This is a genomic window from Limnohabitans sp. Bal53 (assembly GCF_003063355.1).
Classification (GTDB): domain Bacteria; phylum Pseudomonadota; class Gammaproteobacteria; order Burkholderiales; family Burkholderiaceae_C; genus Limnohabitans_A.
Map to the genome: position 1 here is coordinate 738,479 of NZ_NESH01000001.1, position 15,869 is coordinate 754,347.

At 59.5% G+C, this 15,869-nt stretch carries 17 protein-coding genes; 12 read left to right on the forward strand and 5 right to left on the reverse strand.

Features of this window, described 5'->3' with window-relative positions; genetic code table 11:
• Nucleotides 1-143 precede the first annotated feature (143 nt).
• The 7 genes from B9Z50_RS03525 to B9Z50_RS03555 are packed head-to-tail and all read left to right on the forward strand — an operon-like array spanning nucleotide 144 to nucleotide 8,471.
• Nucleotides 144-1,742, forward strand: a complete 1,599-nt coding sequence (locus B9Z50_RS03525; protein WP_370463057.1) for an ABC transporter substrate-binding protein — start codon at nucleotides 144-146, stop codon at nucleotides 1,740-1,742.
• Nucleotides 1,742-2,722, forward strand: coding sequence for an ABC transporter permease (locus B9Z50_RS03530; RefSeq protein ID WP_108362243.1), 981 nt, complete (start codon nucleotides 1,742-1,744; stop codon nucleotides 2,720-2,722). The genes B9Z50_RS03525 and B9Z50_RS03530 overlap by 1 nt, the downstream gene beginning before the upstream one ends.
• 2 nt (nucleotides 2,723-2,724) lie before the next feature.
• Nucleotides 2,725-3,975: a M20 aminoacylase family protein gene (locus tag B9Z50_RS03535; RefSeq protein ID WP_108362244.1), complete on the forward strand. Its 1,251-nt coding sequence runs from the start codon at nucleotides 2,725-2,727 to the stop codon at nucleotides 3,973-3,975.
• A 41-nt stretch (nucleotides 3,976-4,016) separates the two neighbouring features.
• Nucleotides 4,017-5,600, forward strand: a complete 1,584-nt coding sequence (locus tag B9Z50_RS03540; RefSeq protein ID WP_233249734.1) for an ABC transporter substrate-binding protein — start codon at nucleotides 4,017-4,019, stop codon at nucleotides 5,598-5,600.
• Nucleotides 5,601-5,602: 2 nt separating this feature from the next.
• The gene (locus B9Z50_RS03545) at nucleotides 5,603-6,514 is read left to right on the forward strand and encodes an ABC transporter permease (RefSeq protein ID WP_108362245.1); all 912 of its coding nucleotides are present in this window, start codon (nucleotides 5,603-5,605) and stop codon (nucleotides 6,512-6,514) included.
• Entirely contained in the window at nucleotides 6,511-7,479 is a 969-nt protein-coding gene (locus B9Z50_RS03550; RefSeq protein WP_108362246.1) for an ABC transporter ATP-binding protein, read from the forward strand. The genes B9Z50_RS03545 and B9Z50_RS03550 overlap by 4 nt, the downstream gene beginning before the upstream one ends.
• The gene (locus tag B9Z50_RS03555; protein WP_108362247.1) at nucleotides 7,476-8,471 is read left to right on the forward strand and encodes an ABC transporter ATP-binding protein; all 996 of its coding nucleotides are present in this window, start codon (nucleotides 7,476-7,478) and stop codon (nucleotides 8,469-8,471) included. Before B9Z50_RS03550 ends, B9Z50_RS03555 begins: the two co-directional genes overlap by 4 nt.
• Before the next feature lie 343 nt (nucleotides 8,472-8,814).
• On the opposite strand, the gene B9Z50_RS03560 is transcribed toward B9Z50_RS03555, so the two are convergent.
• Nucleotides 8,815-9,729, reverse strand: a complete 915-nt coding sequence (locus B9Z50_RS03560; RefSeq protein ID WP_146183153.1) for a porin — start codon at nucleotides 9,727-9,729, stop codon at nucleotides 8,815-8,817.
• Between the two features lie 314 nt (nucleotides 9,730-10,043).
• On the opposite strand from B9Z50_RS03560, the gene coq7 reads away from it, so the two are divergent.
• The gene (gene coq7, locus B9Z50_RS03565; RefSeq protein WP_108362554.1) at nucleotides 10,044-10,664 is read left to right on the forward strand and encodes a 2-polyprenyl-3-methyl-6-methoxy-1,4-benzoquinone monooxygenase; all 621 of its coding nucleotides are present in this window, start codon (nucleotides 10,044-10,046) and stop codon (nucleotides 10,662-10,664) included.
• 241 nt (nucleotides 10,665-10,905) lie between these two features.
• Here coq7 and B9Z50_RS03570 read toward each other — a convergent pair whose 3' ends face one another.
• The 3 genes from B9Z50_RS03570 to B9Z50_RS03580 are packed head-to-tail and all read right to left on the reverse strand — an operon-like array spanning nucleotide 10,906 to nucleotide 12,201.
• Nucleotides 10,906-11,409 (reverse strand): hypothetical protein, encoded by a 504-nt coding sequence (locus tag B9Z50_RS03570; protein ID WP_146183154.1) that lies wholly within the window; start codon nucleotides 11,407-11,409, stop codon nucleotides 10,906-10,908.
• The gene (locus B9Z50_RS03575) at nucleotides 11,406-11,708 is read right to left on the reverse strand and encodes a nucleotidyltransferase domain-containing protein (RefSeq protein ID WP_108362250.1); all 303 of its coding nucleotides are present in this window, start codon (nucleotides 11,706-11,708) and stop codon (nucleotides 11,406-11,408) included. The genes B9Z50_RS03570 and B9Z50_RS03575 overlap by 4 nt, the downstream gene beginning before the upstream one ends.
• Nucleotides 11,709-11,748: 40 nt before the next feature.
• Nucleotides 11,749-12,201, reverse strand: coding sequence for an OsmC family protein (locus B9Z50_RS03580; protein WP_108362251.1), 453 nt, complete (start codon nucleotides 12,199-12,201; stop codon nucleotides 11,749-11,751).
• A gap of 293 nt (nucleotides 12,202-12,494) precedes the next feature.
• Between B9Z50_RS03580 and ilvA the strand changes: the two genes are divergently transcribed.
• A complete protein-coding gene (gene ilvA, locus B9Z50_RS03585; protein ID WP_108362252.1) occupies nucleotides 12,495-14,042 on the forward strand; it encodes a threonine ammonia-lyase, biosynthetic in 1,548 nt (515 codons plus the stop codon).
• A 40-nt stretch (nucleotides 14,043-14,082) separates the two neighbouring features.
• Here the strand turns inward: ilvA and B9Z50_RS03590 are convergent, their stop codons facing one another.
• Nucleotides 14,083-14,559, reverse strand: coding sequence for a type II secretion system protein N (locus B9Z50_RS03590; protein ID WP_108362253.1), 477 nt, complete (start codon nucleotides 14,557-14,559; stop codon nucleotides 14,083-14,085).
• Nucleotides 14,560-14,580: 21 nt separating this feature from the next.
• Here B9Z50_RS03590 and gspG point away from each other — a divergent pair, with 21 nt between their 5' ends.
• From gspG to gspI, 3 genes are read left to right on the forward strand one after another with little or no spacing between them, the layout of a single operon-like run.
• Nucleotides 14,581-15,054 carry a type II secretion system major pseudopilin GspG gene (gene gspG / locus B9Z50_RS03595; RefSeq protein ID WP_108362555.1) on the forward strand — a complete coding sequence of 158 codons (474 nt, stop codon included), beginning with the start codon at nucleotides 14,581-14,583 and terminating at the stop codon, nucleotides 15,052-15,054.
• On the forward strand, nucleotides 15,029-15,517 hold the full coding sequence (locus B9Z50_RS03600) for a prepilin-type N-terminal cleavage/methylation domain-containing protein (protein ID WP_108362254.1): 489 nt from the start codon (nucleotides 15,029-15,031) through the stop codon (nucleotides 15,515-15,517). The genes gspG and B9Z50_RS03600 overlap by 26 nt, the downstream gene beginning before the upstream one ends.
• Nucleotides 15,514-15,867, forward strand: a complete 354-nt coding sequence (gene gspI, locus B9Z50_RS03605; protein WP_108362255.1) for a type II secretion system minor pseudopilin GspI — start codon at nucleotides 15,514-15,516, stop codon at nucleotides 15,865-15,867. Before B9Z50_RS03600 ends, gspI begins: the two co-directional genes overlap by 4 nt.
• The last annotated feature ends 2 nt before the right edge of the window (nucleotides 15,868-15,869 follow it).

Here is a 15,869-nt window from a genome sequence, read left to right on the forward strand (position 1 = left end):
TGGGGGCCAATCGAAACCCTCACCATGCACCAGTCCGGTGCGCGACAGCGTGTTTGGGGGAATTCCCTGCCCTCTCAGCGGGTTCGAATATTGCATACTCATAATTACCCAACTTTTTTTACCGAGGTGTTTTGATGCAGAAGATGACCCCATCCCGCGTATTGCCCAGCGCCCTGAGCGCTGCTTTGCTGTTGGCCGGTGTAATGACCGCAGGTCTGGTGCAGGCCAAGCCCTTCAAATGGACCAGCGCCAGTGATATTCCCACGCTTGACATCCACTCGCAAAACAACGCTTTGGGCAACGGCGTGCACGCGGCCATCTTTGACTCGCTGGTCTACTACAACAGCAAGACCTTCAAATTGGAACCTCGCCTGGCCACCTCTTGGCGCGAGGTATCACCCACGCAATACCGCTTCAACTTGCGCAAGGGCGTCAAGTTCAGCGACGGTTCGGCCCTGACGGCCGACGATGTGGTGTTTTCGCTCGAGCGAGCACGCGCCAAAACCTCCAACTTCAACGTCTACACCCAAGGCATGAGCCGCATCGTCAAGGTCGACGCCAACACGGTGGACGTCATCTTGAGCGGGCCCAATCCTGTGGTCCTGAACCAGATGACCGAGTTGCGCATCATGAGCAAAGCCTGGGCCGAAAAGAACAAGTCCATGGAGCCCAAAGACGCCAAGACCAAAGAAGAAAACTTCGCCCACCGCAACGCCATGGGCAGCGGCCCTTACATGGTCAAAGAGTGGCAACCCGACCAGCGCTTGGTTCTGGTGAAGAACCCCGCTTGGTGGGGTTGGTCTGATGCCGCCACCAACGTGACCGAAATCATCTACACCCCCATCAAGAACGAAGCCACACGCGCTGCCGCTTTGCTCTCGGGCGAGATCGACTTTGTGCTCGACCCCAGCCCACAAGACTTGGGCCGCATGCGCAACAACGCCAACCTGAAGGTGATCGACGGCATTGAAAACCGCACCATTTTCTTGGGTATGGACCAGCACCGTGCCGAGTTGCCCGGCTCCAACATCAAGGGCAAGAACCCTCTCAAGGACGTGAAGGTTCGCAAGGCGCTCTACCAGGCCATCGACATAGACACCATCCACCGCGTGACCATGCGCGGCCTGTCGCAAAACACGGGCGCCTTGGTGGCTCCGCAGGTCAATGGCTGGACGAAAGCCGTGGACACCCGCTTCCCCTACTCACTGGATGCGTCCAAAAAGCTGCTGACCGATGCCGGTTACCCCAATGGCTTTGAGGTGGACTTTGCCTGCCCGAACAACCGTTACATCAACGACGAAGAAATCTGCCAGGCCATCACGGCCATGTGGGCCAAAGTGGGTGTCAAGGCCAAACTGCGTACACAGCCGCTGGTGACTTACTTCCCCATGATCCAGCGCTACGAAGCCAGCATCTACATGCTGGGCTGGGGCGTGCCGACCTTTGACGCGCTCTACAGCCTGCAGTCGCTCACTCGCTCGGTGGGCACAGGTGGCGACGGCAACTACAACGTGGGCCGCTACAGCAACACCCGCATGGACTACATCGTGGACCGCGTGAAAACCGAGACCGATTTGTTGGTCCGTGACCGTTTGCTGACCGAAGGCCTGCAGTTGCAAAACGACACCGTGGCGCACATCCCGCTGCACAACCAGGTGATCCCTTGGGCCATGAAGAAAAACGTCGATGTGGTGCACCGCCCTGACAACCGCCTCGACTGGACACTGATCAAGGTCAACTGATGCTCGCTTTCATCTTGCAGCGGCTGATCCAGGCCGTGATCGTGATGATCACGGTCGCCTTCATCGCCTTCTTGCTGTTCCAGTACGTGGGCGATCCGGTGGTGTTCCTGCTGGGGCAAGACGCCACCAAAGAGCAGATCGACCTGCTGCGGGCTGACCTGGGTCTGGACCAGCCTTTCTTTGTGCAGTTTGGCCACTTTTTGGTCAATGCGGTGCAAGGCGAGTTTGGTCTGAGCCTGCGCCAAGGTGCGAAAGTTTCGCGCCTGATCGCCGAGCGCTTGCCCGCCACGCTGGAGTTGGCCATGGTGGCCGCTGGCATGGCCTTGATCATTGGCATTCCCATGGGGGTGTACGCGGCTTTGCGCCGGGGCACCTGGGCCAGCCAACTCATCATGACGGTGTCGCTGCTGGGGGTGTCGCTGCCAACTTTCCTGATCGGCATCTTGTTGATCTTGGTGTTTGCGGTGATCCTGGGCTGGTTCCCCAGCTTTGGCCGCGGTGACGTGGTGCAAATGGGCTGGTGGTCGAGCGGTTTGATGACGGCCAAGGGCTGGCACCACATCGTGCTGCCAGCCGTGACGCTGGCCATTTTTCAGCTCACGCTGATCATGCGCTTGGTCCGGGCCGAGATGCTGGAGGTGCTGCGCACCGACTACATCAAGTTCGCCCGCGCCCGTGGCCTGTCCAACCGCGCCATTCATTTTGGCCATGCGCTCAAAAACACACTGGTGCCAGTGATGACCATCACCGGTTTGCAGCTGGGCGGATTGATCGCATTTGCCATCATCACCGAGACCGTGTTCCAGTGGCCTGGCATGGGCTTGCTGTTCATTCAGGCGGTGACATTTGCCGACATCCCGGTCATGGCCGCCTACCTGTGCCTGATCGCGCTGATCTTTGTGGTCATCAACCTGATCGTCGATTTGCTCTACTTTGTGGTGGACCCGCGCCTGCGCGTGGGCAAACCTGGGGGGCATTGAGCGTGGGCGCTTCTTTGCAATCGGTGTTGGGGCGGGGCGCAGCGTTTGCACGCATTGCCCAATTCCATCCTGAACTCACGGCCTTCAGGCGAGACCTGCATGCCCACCCCGAGTTGGGCTTTGAAGAGGTGTACACCTCGGCCCGCGTGGCCGAGATGCTCAAAGTTTGCGGCGTGGACAGCATCCACACCGGCATCGGCAAAACCGGCGTGGTGGCTTTGGTGCATGGCCAAGGTCGCACGGCGGACAACCCGGGCCGCATGATAGGCCTGCGGGCTGACATGGACGCGCTGCCGCTGACCGAGCACAACGAATGCAACTGGAAATCTGGCACGCCTGGCTTGATGCACGGGTGTGGTCACGACGGCCACACCGCCATGCTGATGGGTGCGGCGCGTTATCTGGCCGAAACCCGGCGCTTTGATGGCACGGCCGTGCTGATTTTTCAGCCCGGCGAAGAAGGCTACGCGGGTGCCCGCGCCATGATGCAAGATGGCCTGTTCGACCGATTTCCTTGCGAGCAGGTCTATGCCCAGCACAACTCCCCCGAGACGCCCTTGGGCGTGATCGGCATCACCCCCGGACCCATGCAGGCGGCGGTAGACCGCATCGAGATCCGCATCATTGGCAAAGGCGGACACGGTGCCCGCCCCCACCAGGGGATTGACCCGGTTCTGGTGGCCGGCCACATCATCACGGCCGCACAAAGCGTGGTCTCGCGCAACTTGTCGGCTTTTGACCAGGCGGTCATCAGCATCTGCTCGATGCAGGCAGGTCATCCCGGTGCCATGAGTGTGATTCCGGGCGAAGCCACGTTGGTGGGCACAGTGCGCACCTACAGCGAGCGCGTGCAAGACCAGATCGAAGACCGCCTGCGCGCCTTGTGCAATGGTGTGGCGCAAGGCTTTGGGGCCTCGGCCGAATTGACCTACGAGCGCGTCTACCCTGCCACCGTGAACACCGTACCTGAAGCGCAGTTTGCCTGCGACGTGGCAGCCGCGTTGGTGGGCGAAGACAAGGTCTGGCGCGACATGCTGCCCAGCATGGGCGGCGAAGATTTCTCTTTCATGTTGCAGGCCAAGCCCGGCGCGTACATCCGCATTGGCCAAGGCCTGCCGCACGGCCCTGGCCCGCACCCGCTGCACAACAGCCGCTACGACTTCAACGACGACATCCTGCCCTTGGGTGCCGCCTTGCATGCCAGCTTGATCGAGCAGGCTTTGCCACTGAGTTCTGCCTTGCGCAGTTCATGATTTTTTCAGCCCCTTTCACTCACCACTAACAGGAGTTTTTCATGCGCATGCATTCCTTCAACCGCACATTGACCGCTTTGGCCGTGGTTTCGGCTTTGGCTGTGGGCAGCGCCCATGCCGCCACACTGCGTGTGGCCAACCAGGGCGACGCCAACTCCATGGACCCGCATTCGCTCAACGAGTCGCTGCAACTGAGCGTGACCAACAACATCTACGAATCGCTGGTCGGTGTCAGCAAAGACCTGAAGTTTGAAGCGGGCCTGGCCACTTCGTGGAAGCAGACCTCGCCCACCGTGTGGCGCTTTGAGCTGCGCAAGAACGTGAAATTCCATGACGACACGCCCTTTACCGCCGATGACGTGGTGTTCTCGCTCAACCGCGCCGCAGGCGAAGGCTCGGACATGCGCAGCAACACCAACGACATCAAGGAAGTGCGCAAGATCAACAGCCACACCATCGAGATCGAGACCAAATCCCCGTTTCCCATTCTTCCTAATGTCTTGTCCACAGTGTTCATCATGAGCAAGAAATGGTGCGAAGACAACCAAGCCACGCGCCCGGTGGACCGCCGCAAAGGCATTGAAAACGCCGCCTCCTTCCGCGCTAACGGCACAGGGCCTTATCGCTTGCGTGAGCGCCAGCCCGATGTGCGTACAACCTTTGTCCGTAATGCCAATTACTGGGGCAAGATTGAGGGCAACGTGGAAGAGGTCATCTTTACGCCCATTGCCAATGATGCGACTCGTGTAGCGGCCTTACTTTCAGGTCAGGTGGACATCATTGAGCCGGTCCCTGTGCAAGATGTCCCACGCGTCAATAACAACGCCAACACAATTGCACTCGTCGGGCCAGAATTGCGCACCATTTTTCTGGGGATGGACCAAAAACGTGATGAATTGTTGTTTTCCAGCGTGAAGGGCAAAAACCCCTTCAAGGACAAGCGCGTGCGCCAGGCCTTCTACCAAGCCATTGACATCGAAGGCATCAAGCGCGTGGTGATGCGCGGCGCCTCCAACCCCAGCGCCCTGATGGTGGGCCCGGGCATCAACGGCTTCAACCCCGAACTGAACAAGCGCCTGCCCTACGACCCCGAAGCCTCCAAAAAGTTGCTGGCCGAAGCCGGTTATCCCACAGGCTTCACCATCGACATGAACTGCCCTAATGACCGCTATGTGAACGACGGCCAGATCTGTGAAACCGTGGCCGCCAACTTGGCTCGCGTGAACGTCAAGGTCAACCTCAAGGCCGAGACCAAGGGCACCTATTTCCCCAAAGTGCTGCGCCGCGACACCAGCTTCTATTTGCTGGGATGGACCCCCAGCACCTATGACGCGCACAACGCCCTGAACGCGCTGATGCGCTGCGTGGACGACAAGGGTGCAGGCCAGTTCAACCTGGGTTCCTATTGCAACCCCAAGGTCGATGAGCTGATGATCAAGGTGCAAAGCGAGACCGACCAGGCCAAACGCAACGCCATGATCCGCGAGTCCTTTGAACTGCACAGCGCCGACATTGGCCACCTGCCTTTGCACCAACAGGCCTTGGCCTGGGGCACCAGCAAAAAGGTCACGCTGGTCCAGCGTGGTGACAACTACATGCCCTTCAAGTCCATCACCGTGAAGTGACCATGAGCAATGTCTTGACCCGTTGGCTTCACAGCGATGTGGGCTACAGCTTTCGCCAGTCGCCCACCGCCATGGTGGCGGCGGCCATTGCCTTTGTGTGTCTTTTCGCTGCGGTGTTTGCCGGCTGGGTCGCGCCCACCAACCCGTTTGATCTGGCCACGCTGGAGCTGAGCGATGCCCGCTTGCCTCCGGCTTGGATGGAGGGCGGCAGCACCAAGTTCTTGCTGGGCACCGATGACCAAGGCCGGGACATTTTGTCGGCCATCATCTACGGCTCGCGCATCTCCTTGGTGGTGGGGCTGGCCTCGGTCGTCTTGTCGGTGGTGGTGGGCGTGGGTCTGGGCTTGCTGGCGGGTTTCAAAGGCGGCTGGATCGACGCCTTGCTCATGCGCCTGTGCGACGTGATGCTGTCCTTCCCCGCCATTTTGGTGGCTTTGCTGATCGCTGGTGTGGGGCGTGCCCTGTTTCCCAACGCGCACGAATCACTGGCCTTTGGTGTGTTGATTTTGTCGATCTCACTGACCGGTTGGGTGCAATACGCCCGCACGGTGCGAGGCACCACCTTGGTGGAGCGCAACAAGGAATACGTGCAGGCCGCCCGCGTGACGGGCGTGGCCCCCTTGCGCATCATGGTCAAGCATGTGCTGCCCAATGTGATGGGCCCGGTCATGGTGCTGGCCACCATCCAGGTGGCGACCGCCATCATCACCGAAGCCACGCTGTCGTTTCTGGGTGTGGGCGCACCACCCACCTCGCCATCGCTGGGCACGCTCATTCGCGTGGGCAACGATTATTTGTTCTCAGGCGAGTGGTGGATCACGATTTTTCCGGGTCTGATGCTGGTGCTGATCGCCCTGTCGGTCAACTTGCTGGGTGACTGGTTGCGCGATGCGCTCAATCCGAGATTGCGATGAGTCTTTTACAAGTCAAAAACCTGGTGGTGGAATTCCCCAGCCGCCACGGCACGCTGCGTGCGCTGGACGATATTTCTTTCGACATCGCCCCCGGTGAAATTCTGGGTGTGGTGGGTGAATCGGGCGCGGGCAAGTCGCTCACAGGCGCGGCCATCATTGGCCTGCTGGAGCCGCCGGGTCGAGTGGCCAGCGGCGAAATTTGCCTCGAAGGCCAGCGCATCGACCACCTGAACAACGACGAGATGCGCCACATCCGTGGACGCAAGATCGGCGCGATTTTTCAGGACCCGCTGACCTCGCTCAACCCGCTGTACTCCATCGGGCGGCAGCTGACCGAAACCATCCTGGCCCACCTGCCTGTGTCGCCGCAGGAAGCTCGCCAGCGCGCCATCCAACTGCTCAAGGACACCGGCATTTCGGCCGCCGAAGAGCGCATCGACCATTACCCGCACCAGTTCTCTGGCGGCATGCGCCAGCGCGTGGTGATTGCGCTGGCCTTGGCCGCTGAGCCGCTGCTGATTGTGGCCGACGAGCCGACCACGGCGCTTGACGTGTCGATCCAGGCGCAGATCATCAGCTTGCTCAAAAAGGTTTGCAAAGACCGGGGCGCTGCCGTGATGCTGATCACGCACGACATGGGTGTGATCGCCGAGACCTGTGACCGCGTGGCCGTGTTGTACGCCGGGCGCGTTGCCGAAATCGGCCCGGTGCACCAGGTCATCAACCACCCGGCCCACCCTTACACCGCAGGCCTGATGGCCTCCATCCCCGACATGGACAGTGACCGCGAACGCCTGAACCAAATTGACGGCACGATGCCGCGCCTGAACGCCATCCCGCAAGGCTGCGCCTTCAACCCGCGCTGCCCCAAAGCCTTTGACCGCTGCCGCCAAGACCGACCCAATTTGGTCCAAGCAGGTGTTACTCGGGCCGCTTGCTGGCTGCACGATGGGAGCGCCGCATGAGCGAACACAAGACCCAGCCCTTGGTCGTCGCACATGACCTGGCCAAAACCTTTGACGTGTCGGCCCCATGGCTCAACCGCGTGATCGAGCGCAAGCCACGCCAGATGCTCAACGCCGTGGACGGCGTGAGCTTTGAGATCGAGCGCGGCAAAACTTTGGCGCTGGTGGGCGAGTCCGGCTGCGGTAAAAGCACTGTGGCACGTTTGCTGGTGGGACTTTACGAGCCCACACGCGGCGGCCTGACCTTTGATGGCCAAGACGCGCACGCGGCTTTCAAGTCAAGCGATGCCAAAGCCATGCGCAAACGCATCCAGATGATTTTCCAAGACCCCTATGCGAGCCTGAACCCACGCTGGACGGTGGACAACATCATTGGCGAGCCGCTCAAAGAGCATGGCCTGATCAGCGACGCCGAAGAGCTCAAAGCCCGCGTGGCCGAATTACTCAAGTCGGTGGGTTTGTCGCCGCTCGACATGGTCAAGTACCCGCACCAGTTCTCGGGCGGTCAGCGCCAGCGCATCTCGATCGCCCGCGCCTTGGCCACCGCGCCCGAGTTTTTGGTGTGTGACGAGCCGACCTCGGCGCTCGATGTGAGCGTGCAGGCGCAGGTGCTCAACATCATGAAAGACCTGCAACGCGAACGGGGCCTGACCTATTTGTTCATCAGCCACAACCTGGCCGTGGTGCGCCATGTGAGCGACCAGGTGGGCGTAATGTATTTGGGCCGACTGGTGGAGCTGGCCGACAAGCACACCTTGTTTGACAACCCGCAGCACCCCTACACCCGCATGTTGCTGGACGCGATTCCGAAGATGCATGACACCGGCCGCGCCCGCACCCCAGTGCAAGGCGAAGTGCCCAACCCGCTCAACCCGCCCAGCGGCTGCACCTTCCACCCCCGCTGCCCACAGGCTACTGACATCTGCCGCGCCGAACGCCCCGCTTTGCGCGACTTCAAAGGCATCAAGATCGCTTGCCACGCAGTGGTGTGAATTTGGGGCGAGTGTTGAAAAGTCATTGAGTGGATTGAGTCAACGTTTGACAAAATTCTCACGATCCAGCTTGATCTGATCTTCCAGCAGTTTTTGAGCAACAATCATTTCTTCAAATTGTCGCTGGGAATCTTGTTGTGCATATGCCATGTCTTTGCTCCAATGTTGCAGTTCTTGATTTGATAAATTCATCAGCTTGCACACTGTGCAGCACCAGTGTTTTCCCTTGTGTGCAGTTGTGTCGTCTCTTCAGCACCATCGTGTAGGCGACAAAAAACCCACCGTGTTGCCACGGTGGGTTTTTGTTCTTCTGAATCTCAAGCTGGGTTACCCCAGCGAGGGATTAGAAGTTGTGACGGATACCGAAGCCAACAGCTGCATCAGCGTTGTCAGCTTTGGAAGTGTATGCAGTCAAGCTGCTGCGCTTGCTCAAAGCGTACTGTGCAGACAAAACGTAGGTGTTGACGTCTGTGTCTTTAACCATGCGATAGTCAGCTTGCAGAGTCAAAGCACCCATGGGTGCGCTAACGCCAACGTTGGTTGTTTGACCATCAGCATCTGTATCAACGCTGCTCAGGGAAACCTTAGCGGCGCCCAGATTGTAAGAAGCACCCATGTAAGTGCCTTTACCGTTAGCAGCACCGTTGTCAGCAGAAGATGCTGCCAGTGTCAAAGGACCAGCAGCGTAAACAACTGACAAGTCAGTTGCGCCTTTGGCACCACCGTTGTCAGCTTTTTGAACCATGGCTGCACGAATGGTCAGAGCACCGATTGTGTTGCTGTAGTTGATGCTGTTGTCGTTACGTGTGGCACCGCCGTATGTGGCGATGCTGTAGTTGTTGGCAGCAGAAGCGTCAGAGCTGGCGCGGGCAAAGAACGAAGGGCTCAGAATGCTTGAGCCAATTTGCACTGTTCCGAAGCTACCAGACAAGCTGATGTGTGCACCGCGGTCACCCAAAGAAGCAGCTGTTTCTTTGCCGCTGTTCAAGCCAGTTTCGACGGTGAAAGAAGCTTTCAAGCCACCGCCCAAGTCTTCGGTGCCCTTCACGCCCAAACGTGGGGTGCCGTTGACACCACTCTTGAATTTGGTGTCGGTGCCGTCGTTGATGAAGCCAGCGTCAACAACGCCGTACAAAGTCACGGTGGATTGAGCGAAAGCGGCGCCGGAAGCTGCCAAAACAGCCATAGCAATCAGAGTTTTTTTCATTGCAAATTTCTCCAAGGTTAAAACAAGGGCCCGAATCAGAAAGATGTTCAACACCTGTCGAGACCCTGAGCCAACCCCCGATACCGGGTGGTTGAAGCTATTGCACCAGAGGCTTGCGTCAATTCCAAGGAATTTGCCCAAATAAGCGCCATTTCGTTGCACGGATGCAACAAACAACGGGGAATCGGACCCTTGTTTTCAGAATTTTTGAAGATTTATCTAATAAATTCAACAACATCCAAGCCGTTTTGAATCTAAAAAATGACTTAATCCTTGGCAACCGTGTCTGTGGATGTGCGGCCCATCCCACTCAAAAGCCTTGGATGAGACGTGCCTGTTCTGTGCCTGTATAAACTGTTGGCATGATGAATGCCCTGCTTTTGGCCACCGACAGTGCCCTGCGCACTCTGTTTGCACAACCCCGCGCCAGTCGGCCTAACCCCGCCTCGTCTGTCACTGAGCTGCAGCTCAACGATGCCGAGCGCCGCCAGGCCGGGGCTTTGATGCGCATCAACCATGTGGGTGAAGTTTGCGCCCAGGCGCTGTACACCGGGCAGGCCTTGGCTTGCCGCGATCCGGCCTTGCGCGCCCAGTTGGCGGAGGCCAGCCGCGAAGAAACGGACCACTTGGCCTGGACGCAGCAGCGCCTGAACGATCTGAACGACCGCCCCTCGTTGCTGAACCCCCTTTGGTATGCGGGTGCCTTTGCCATTGGTTTTGCAGCGGGCAAGATCGGCGGAGACAAAGTCAGCTTGGGTTTTGTGGTCGAGACCGAACGCCAGGTCGAAGCCCACCTGCAAAGCCACATGGATTTGCTGCCCGCCGCAGACACAGCATCACGCGCCATCGTCTCGCAAATGAAAGCCGACGAGATCGCCCACGCCCAGATGGCGATGCATGCAGGTGCGGTGGAGCTGCCCGCGCCCGTCAAGACCCTGATGCAAGCGGCGGCCAAGGTGATGACCACGGTGGCTAACCGGGTTTGACGTGCGCAACTGGCTTGATTTGTCGCCCACTTCTATGCGGATAGAAAATTTTTTAGCCTGAAGTTTTGCGCTTTGCACGCGCTGCAACCAGAAAACCTGACGCACCTCTTTTCCGAATTTATGGAATGCGATTCCATAAATTCGGGTTTTAAGCCACTTTCACCACCTCAATACTGTTCTTGGTTTTGAACCTTGGGTCCAGAATGATGCTGCCGAGCAAAGAAAGCATCAAACAGAAACGTCAGTCCAGCAGGTTTTGCGTTCTCTGTTTGAATCTATCGACAGTCGTCCCCAGCATGGCCACGTGCGCATGCGCTGCGTAAAGGGCCATGTGCAAGGTTTCAGCGCGGTCGATGTATTCGTGCACCATCAAGTTACGCAGCTTTCTCACAGCCAACCATTCGTCAGCACCATCAATCAGACCCAATCGCTCAGCACGGTCCAGATTTTCCAGAACTGCGCCAACCCCCTCTTCCATGGCTTTGAGCCAGGCGGGCAGCAGTTTGTCACCCAACAAATCTTGCAGCCGACCAAATCGCGCCACAAAAGCGTCAACACGTTCTGAAAAATCGATGTCCGCAAGATGGATCACCAAGCCTTCGGGACTGAAGGGTTTGCCAAAAAGCCGTTGATCCGTTTGCTGCAAATGCAGAAACTCAGCCTGCGCCGTTTTGAGCAAGCCTGACAAACGCTCACGATCGCCTTGGGTGAGTTTGTCTTTCAAACTTGGGGGATGCGCGCTCATGTCAACAAAATACCTTCTGACAGCGCCACAGTGTCCACAGGCAAGGTGTTGTGCGTGTCGACCTGCAAACGAACATCGACCTTGCGCCCGTCAAGCTGCCGCTGTAATTGCGCAGCCAACAATGAGGCCTCCCAGATTGGGTTGTTCACTTCACCCTGAACTCGAACATGCAGATCAATGTCGCCACCTTTGGCCGCATCATCCAGACGCGAGCCAAACAAGCGCACCTGCGCCTGATCGCCAAAACGCTGTACAACAGCTTGGTGAATGATGGTTTGCGATTGTGCCGAGAGTCTCATGGGTGGGGGTGTCTCATCAGAGAGGCTGAGCGTAACGGATTCAGCCCGCTTCCACCACATCAAAACTGGTCGTGATCTCGGCCGTTTTGCCCAGCATGATGCTGGCCGAGCAGTATTTGTCGTGGCTCATGGCGATCGCGCGCTCCACGGCAGTGGCCGGCACGCCCTTGGCCGTGACGGTGAAGTGCATGTTGATCTTGGTGAACACTTTGGGGTCTACCTCAGCACGTTCGCTGCTGATTTTGACGCTGCAGCCGCGAACGTCGTGGCGTCCACGCTTGAGGATTAGCACCACGTCGTAAGCGGTGCAGCCCCCGGTGCCAGCCAACAGCATTTCCATCGGACGTGGGGCGAGGTTCTGGCCGCCGTTTTCGGGCTTGGCTGCGTCAGGCGCACCGTCCATGTTGACGATGTGGCCCGAGCCCGTTTCGGCAACAAAGCCCATGCCCGAGCGGGTGCCGGCAGCGCCGGTCCAGGTGACTGTGCATTCCATTTTTTTGGTTTCCTTATGGGTCGTCGCTGCTCAACGCAGGGATCTTGAGAGGTCGTTAAGGTGGTCAACTTTACAAGTTTTTGCACTTTGAGACCGTCACCTTGCTGCAATGCAACAAAAAGACCCGTACAATTGCGAACAAGCGTGCTTTTTTAGCCCGCACCGTTTGTCTCCTCCACCCTCTGAAAAGGTGGATTTGCCCCAAGTCGCAAGATTTGGGGCATTTTTTTTGGCCGTTATCATCAAGCCCATACTTTTTTAGGCGATGCGGCACGTCTGCCATCGCACCGGACATGACGACCCCACACCTGACCCCCGCCGATTACCTGATCAAAATCCTTAACGCCAAGGTCTATGACGTGGCCAGCGAATCGGCCCTTGAAACCGCCAAAAACCTGTCGCGCCGCTTGGGCAACCAGGTGCTCCTCAAACGCGAAGACCAGCAGCCCGTGCACAGCTTCAAGCTGCGCGGGGCTTACAACAAAATGGCGCACCTGAGCCCTGAGCAGCTCCAAAAAGGCGTAATCTGCGCCTCGGCCGGCAACCACGCACAAGGCGTGGCGCTCAGCGCGAGTCGCCTAGGCACTCGCGCCGTGATCGTGATGCCGACCACCACACCCCAGGTCAAGATCGATGCCGTCAAAGGGCTGGGCGGCGAAGTGGTGCTGTTTGGTGACAGCTACTCCGACGCCTACAACCATTCGGTGGCGCTGCAGAAAAAGCAGGGCCTGAGCTTTGTTCACCCATTTGACGACCCGGATGTCATTGCAGGCCAGGGCACGATTGCGATGGAGATGCTGCGCCAGCACCAAGGGCCGCTCGATGCGGTGTTTGTGGCCATTGGCGGCGGCGGCCTCATCAGCGGCGTGGCCAACTACATCAAGGCGGTGCGCCCCGGCGTCAAGGTCATTGGCGTGCAGATGAACGACTCCAACGCCATGATCCAGTCGGTGGCTGCCAAACAGCGCGTGACACTGCCCGACGTGGGCCTGTTCTCGGACGGCACGGCCGTGAAGCTGGTGGGCGAAGAGACCTTCCGCGTGGCCAGCAACTTGGTGGACGAGTACATGACGGTGGACACCGACGCGGTGTGCGCGGCCATCAAAGATGTGTTTGTGGACACGCGCTCGATTGTGGAGCCCGCTGGCGCACTGGCGGTGGCCGCCATCAAGCAATACGTGGCCGCGCACAAGTGCAAGGGCCAGACCTTTGCGGCCATCTTGTGCGGCGCGAACATGAACTTTGACCGCCTGCGCTTTGTGGCCGAACGCGCCGACGTGGGAGAAGAAAAAGAAGCCCTGTTTGCCGTGACCATTCCGGAAGAGCGCGGCAGCTTCAAGCGCTTTTTGGAAACCATCGGTAACCTGCCAGGCGGCCCACGCAACGTGACCGAGTTCAATTACCGCATGAGCGACTCGGACAAAGCCCATGTGTTTCTAGGCCTGAGCACCCACGGCAAGGGCGAAAGCGCCAAGATCGCGGCCAAATTCAACAAGCAGCAATTCAAGGCGATTGACCTCACGCACGACGAACTGGCCAAAGAACACATCCGCCACATGGTGGGCGGGCATTCGGCGCTGTCACAAGACGAGCGCTTATTGCGTTTTGAGTTCCCCGAGCGCCCCGGCGCCTTGCTCAAATTCTTGAGCCTGATGCGCCCGGGCTGGAACATCAGCCTCTTCCATTACCGAAACCAAGGCGCCGACTACGGCCGCATTCTGGTGGGGCTGCAGGTGCCACCCAAGGACGATAAAGCCTTTGACAAGTTCCTCAAAACACTGGGTTATCCGTATGCGGAAGAGACGGACAACCCGGTGTACCGCTTGTTTTTGCGCGCCTGAGACGCCTTACAAGCCAGCTCGGCTGGCCATTCCGGATGCTTCAAGGCGCCTTGTCGGTGCCGGGCAAGCTGAGTGAAAAAAGGCCCGCGCCTTGTGCGCTGGCACCCAGCTGGGCTTGCTTGGGTCCCAGGCCCTGCAAAACCACACCCTCCGTCACGGTCTGCCCCACCCGAAAAGCCCGGGGCGGCTGGCCGTCGACCGCGATCAGGGCGCTGCCCTGACCCGAAGCCCCGGCCACCACACCCCAGAGCTGAAAGCGTGAGGATTGGGCGATGCTGACCTCCGGTGCTGGTGCTTGTACGCCCCAAGCCCGGGCCAGGTACACCGAGGGTTGCAAGGCCGATGCGGCTGTGGATTGGCCTGCGCTGTGCACCACAGGCACGCCCTGCACCGTGCTGCCTGAAGGAAAATTCAGCACCCAAAAGGCGGCGCTGGCAGCGGCCGCACACCAAAGCAGGGCCGCGCCAGCGCCGGGCCAGAACTTGGCGCTTTGTGGGGTGGGGGAGATTTGCAACATGGGCGGATTATGATCGAAGGTATGCAAGACATCGCCCCACTCCCCGCCCCAAGTTCTGTGACCGCTGCGGCTCGCCCAGCGCCAGCCCGCCAACGCGGCTTCACCCTGATCGAGCTGATGGTCGTGCTGGCCATCATCGGCGTGCTGGCCGCGCTGATCGTGCCCAATGTGCTCGGCCGCGCTGACGACGCCCGCATCACCGCCGCCCGCACCGACGTGGGCAACCTGATGCAGGCACTCAAGCTCTACAAGCTGGACAACCAGCGTTTTCCCAGTACCGAGCAGGGCCTGAACGCGCTCGTCCTCAAGCCCACCACCGAGCCTGTGCCCGGCAACTGGAAGCCTTATTTGGACAAACTGCCCAGCGACCCGTGGGGCCGTCCTTACCAATACCTGAACCCCGGCATCAAGGGTGAGGTGGATGTGCTGTCCTTTGGCGCTGACGGTCAGGCCGGCGGTGAGGGCAACAATGCCGACCTCGGCAGCTGGCAGTAAACGCCCCACCGCCCTGCCCACGGGCTTCACCCTGCTGGAGCTGCTGGTGGTGGTGGCCTTGATCGCCGTGGCCACTGCAGGTGTGAGCTTGTCTCTGCGCGACAGCGCGCACAGCGCCCTGCAGCGCGATGCCGAACGCTTGGCCGTGCTGCTCGAAACCGGGCGAGCACAGGCCCGCGCCAACGGCCTGCCCGTGGTCTGGCGCACGCAAGACAACGCACAAAACGCATTGCAAAGCTTTGTATTTGAAGGCCTGCCGCCGCCCGGCCTGCCGCAAAACTGGCTGGCCGCCAGCACCCGCGCCACCCCCGGCAGCGCCGTCACCTTGGGGCCAGAGCCCCTGATCGAGCCCCAAGCCGTGGCCTTGTCGGCGCCGCAGTCGCCCGGCCAGACGCTGTGGGTGGTGACAGACGGCCTGCGGCCCTTCAAAGTGCAAAACACGCTTGAACAGGCGCTGCCATGAAGCAGCGCGGCTTCACCCTGATCGAGGTGCTGGTGGCTCTGGGCATCACGGCGGTGGCGCTCATGGCGGGGCTCCAGGCCACAGGTTCACTCAGCCGCAATGCCGAGCGACAGACCGTGAGCATGCTGGGCCAGATCTGCGCCGACAACCAACTGATCGCTCTGCGCCTGCGCAGGCAACTGCCAGACACAGGCAACACCAGCGTCGAGTGCCTGCAGGCTGGGCGACCGTTGCAGGTCGAGGTGTCAGTTCGGCCCACGCCCAACCCCAATTTCAGACGCGTGGATGCACGGGTGCTGGACCAAGGCGCTTTCGTGTTGCAGGTATCCACCGTGATGGGGCGCAACTGATG

What these genes read in the sequence shown, in the direction of transcription:
- B9Z50_RS03540 (WP_233249734.1), top strand. Translation starts at nt 4,017, where the DNA reads ATGCGCATGCATTCCTTCAACCGCACATTGACCGCTTTGGCCGTGGTT.
- B9Z50_RS03530 (WP_108362243.1), top strand. Translation starts at nt 1,742, where the DNA reads ATGCTCGCTTTCATCTTGCAGCGGCTGATCCAGGCCGTGATCGTGATG.
- gspG (WP_108362555.1), top strand. Translation starts at nt 14,581, where the DNA reads ATGCAAGACATCGCCCCACTCCCCGCCCCAAGTTCTGTGACCGCTGCG.
- B9Z50_RS03580 (WP_108362251.1), bottom strand. Translation starts at nt 12,201, where the DNA reads ATGGAATGCACAGTCACCTGGACCGGCGCTGCCGGCACCCGCTCGGGC.
- coq7 (WP_108362554.1), top strand. Translation starts at nt 10,044, where the DNA reads ATGAATGCCCTGCTTTTGGCCACCGACAGTGCCCTGCGCACTCTGTTT.
- gspI (WP_108362255.1), top strand. Translation starts at nt 15,514, where the DNA reads ATGAAGCAGCGCGGCTTCACCCTGATCGAGGTGCTGGTGGCTCTGGGC.
- B9Z50_RS03555 (WP_108362247.1), top strand. Translation starts at nt 7,476, where the DNA reads ATGAGCGAACACAAGACCCAGCCCTTGGTCGTCGCACATGACCTGGCC.
- B9Z50_RS03525 (WP_370463057.1), top strand. Translation starts at nt 144, where the DNA reads ATGACCCCATCCCGCGTATTGCCCAGCGCCCTGAGCGCTGCTTTGCTG.
- B9Z50_RS03570 (WP_146183154.1), bottom strand. Translation starts at nt 11,409, where the DNA reads ATGAGCGCGCATCCCCCAAGTTTGAAAGACAAACTCACCCAAGGCGAT.
- B9Z50_RS03575 (WP_108362250.1), bottom strand. Translation starts at nt 11,708, where the DNA reads ATGAGACTCTCGGCACAATCGCAAACCATCATTCACCAAGCTGTTGTA.
- B9Z50_RS03590 (WP_108362253.1), bottom strand. Translation starts at nt 14,559, where the DNA reads ATGTTGCAAATCTCCCCCACCCCACAAAGCGCCAAGTTCTGGCCCGGC.
- B9Z50_RS03550 (WP_108362246.1), top strand. Translation starts at nt 6,511, where the DNA reads ATGAGTCTTTTACAAGTCAAAAACCTGGTGGTGGAATTCCCCAGCCGC.
- ilvA (WP_108362252.1), top strand. Translation starts at nt 12,495, where the DNA reads ATGACGACCCCACACCTGACCCCCGCCGATTACCTGATCAAAATCCTT.
- B9Z50_RS03545 (WP_108362245.1), top strand. Translation starts at nt 5,603, where the DNA reads ATGAGCAATGTCTTGACCCGTTGGCTTCACAGCGATGTGGGCTACAGC.
- B9Z50_RS03600 (WP_108362254.1), top strand. Translation starts at nt 15,029, where the DNA reads ATGCCGACCTCGGCAGCTGGCAGTAAACGCCCCACCGCCCTGCCCACG.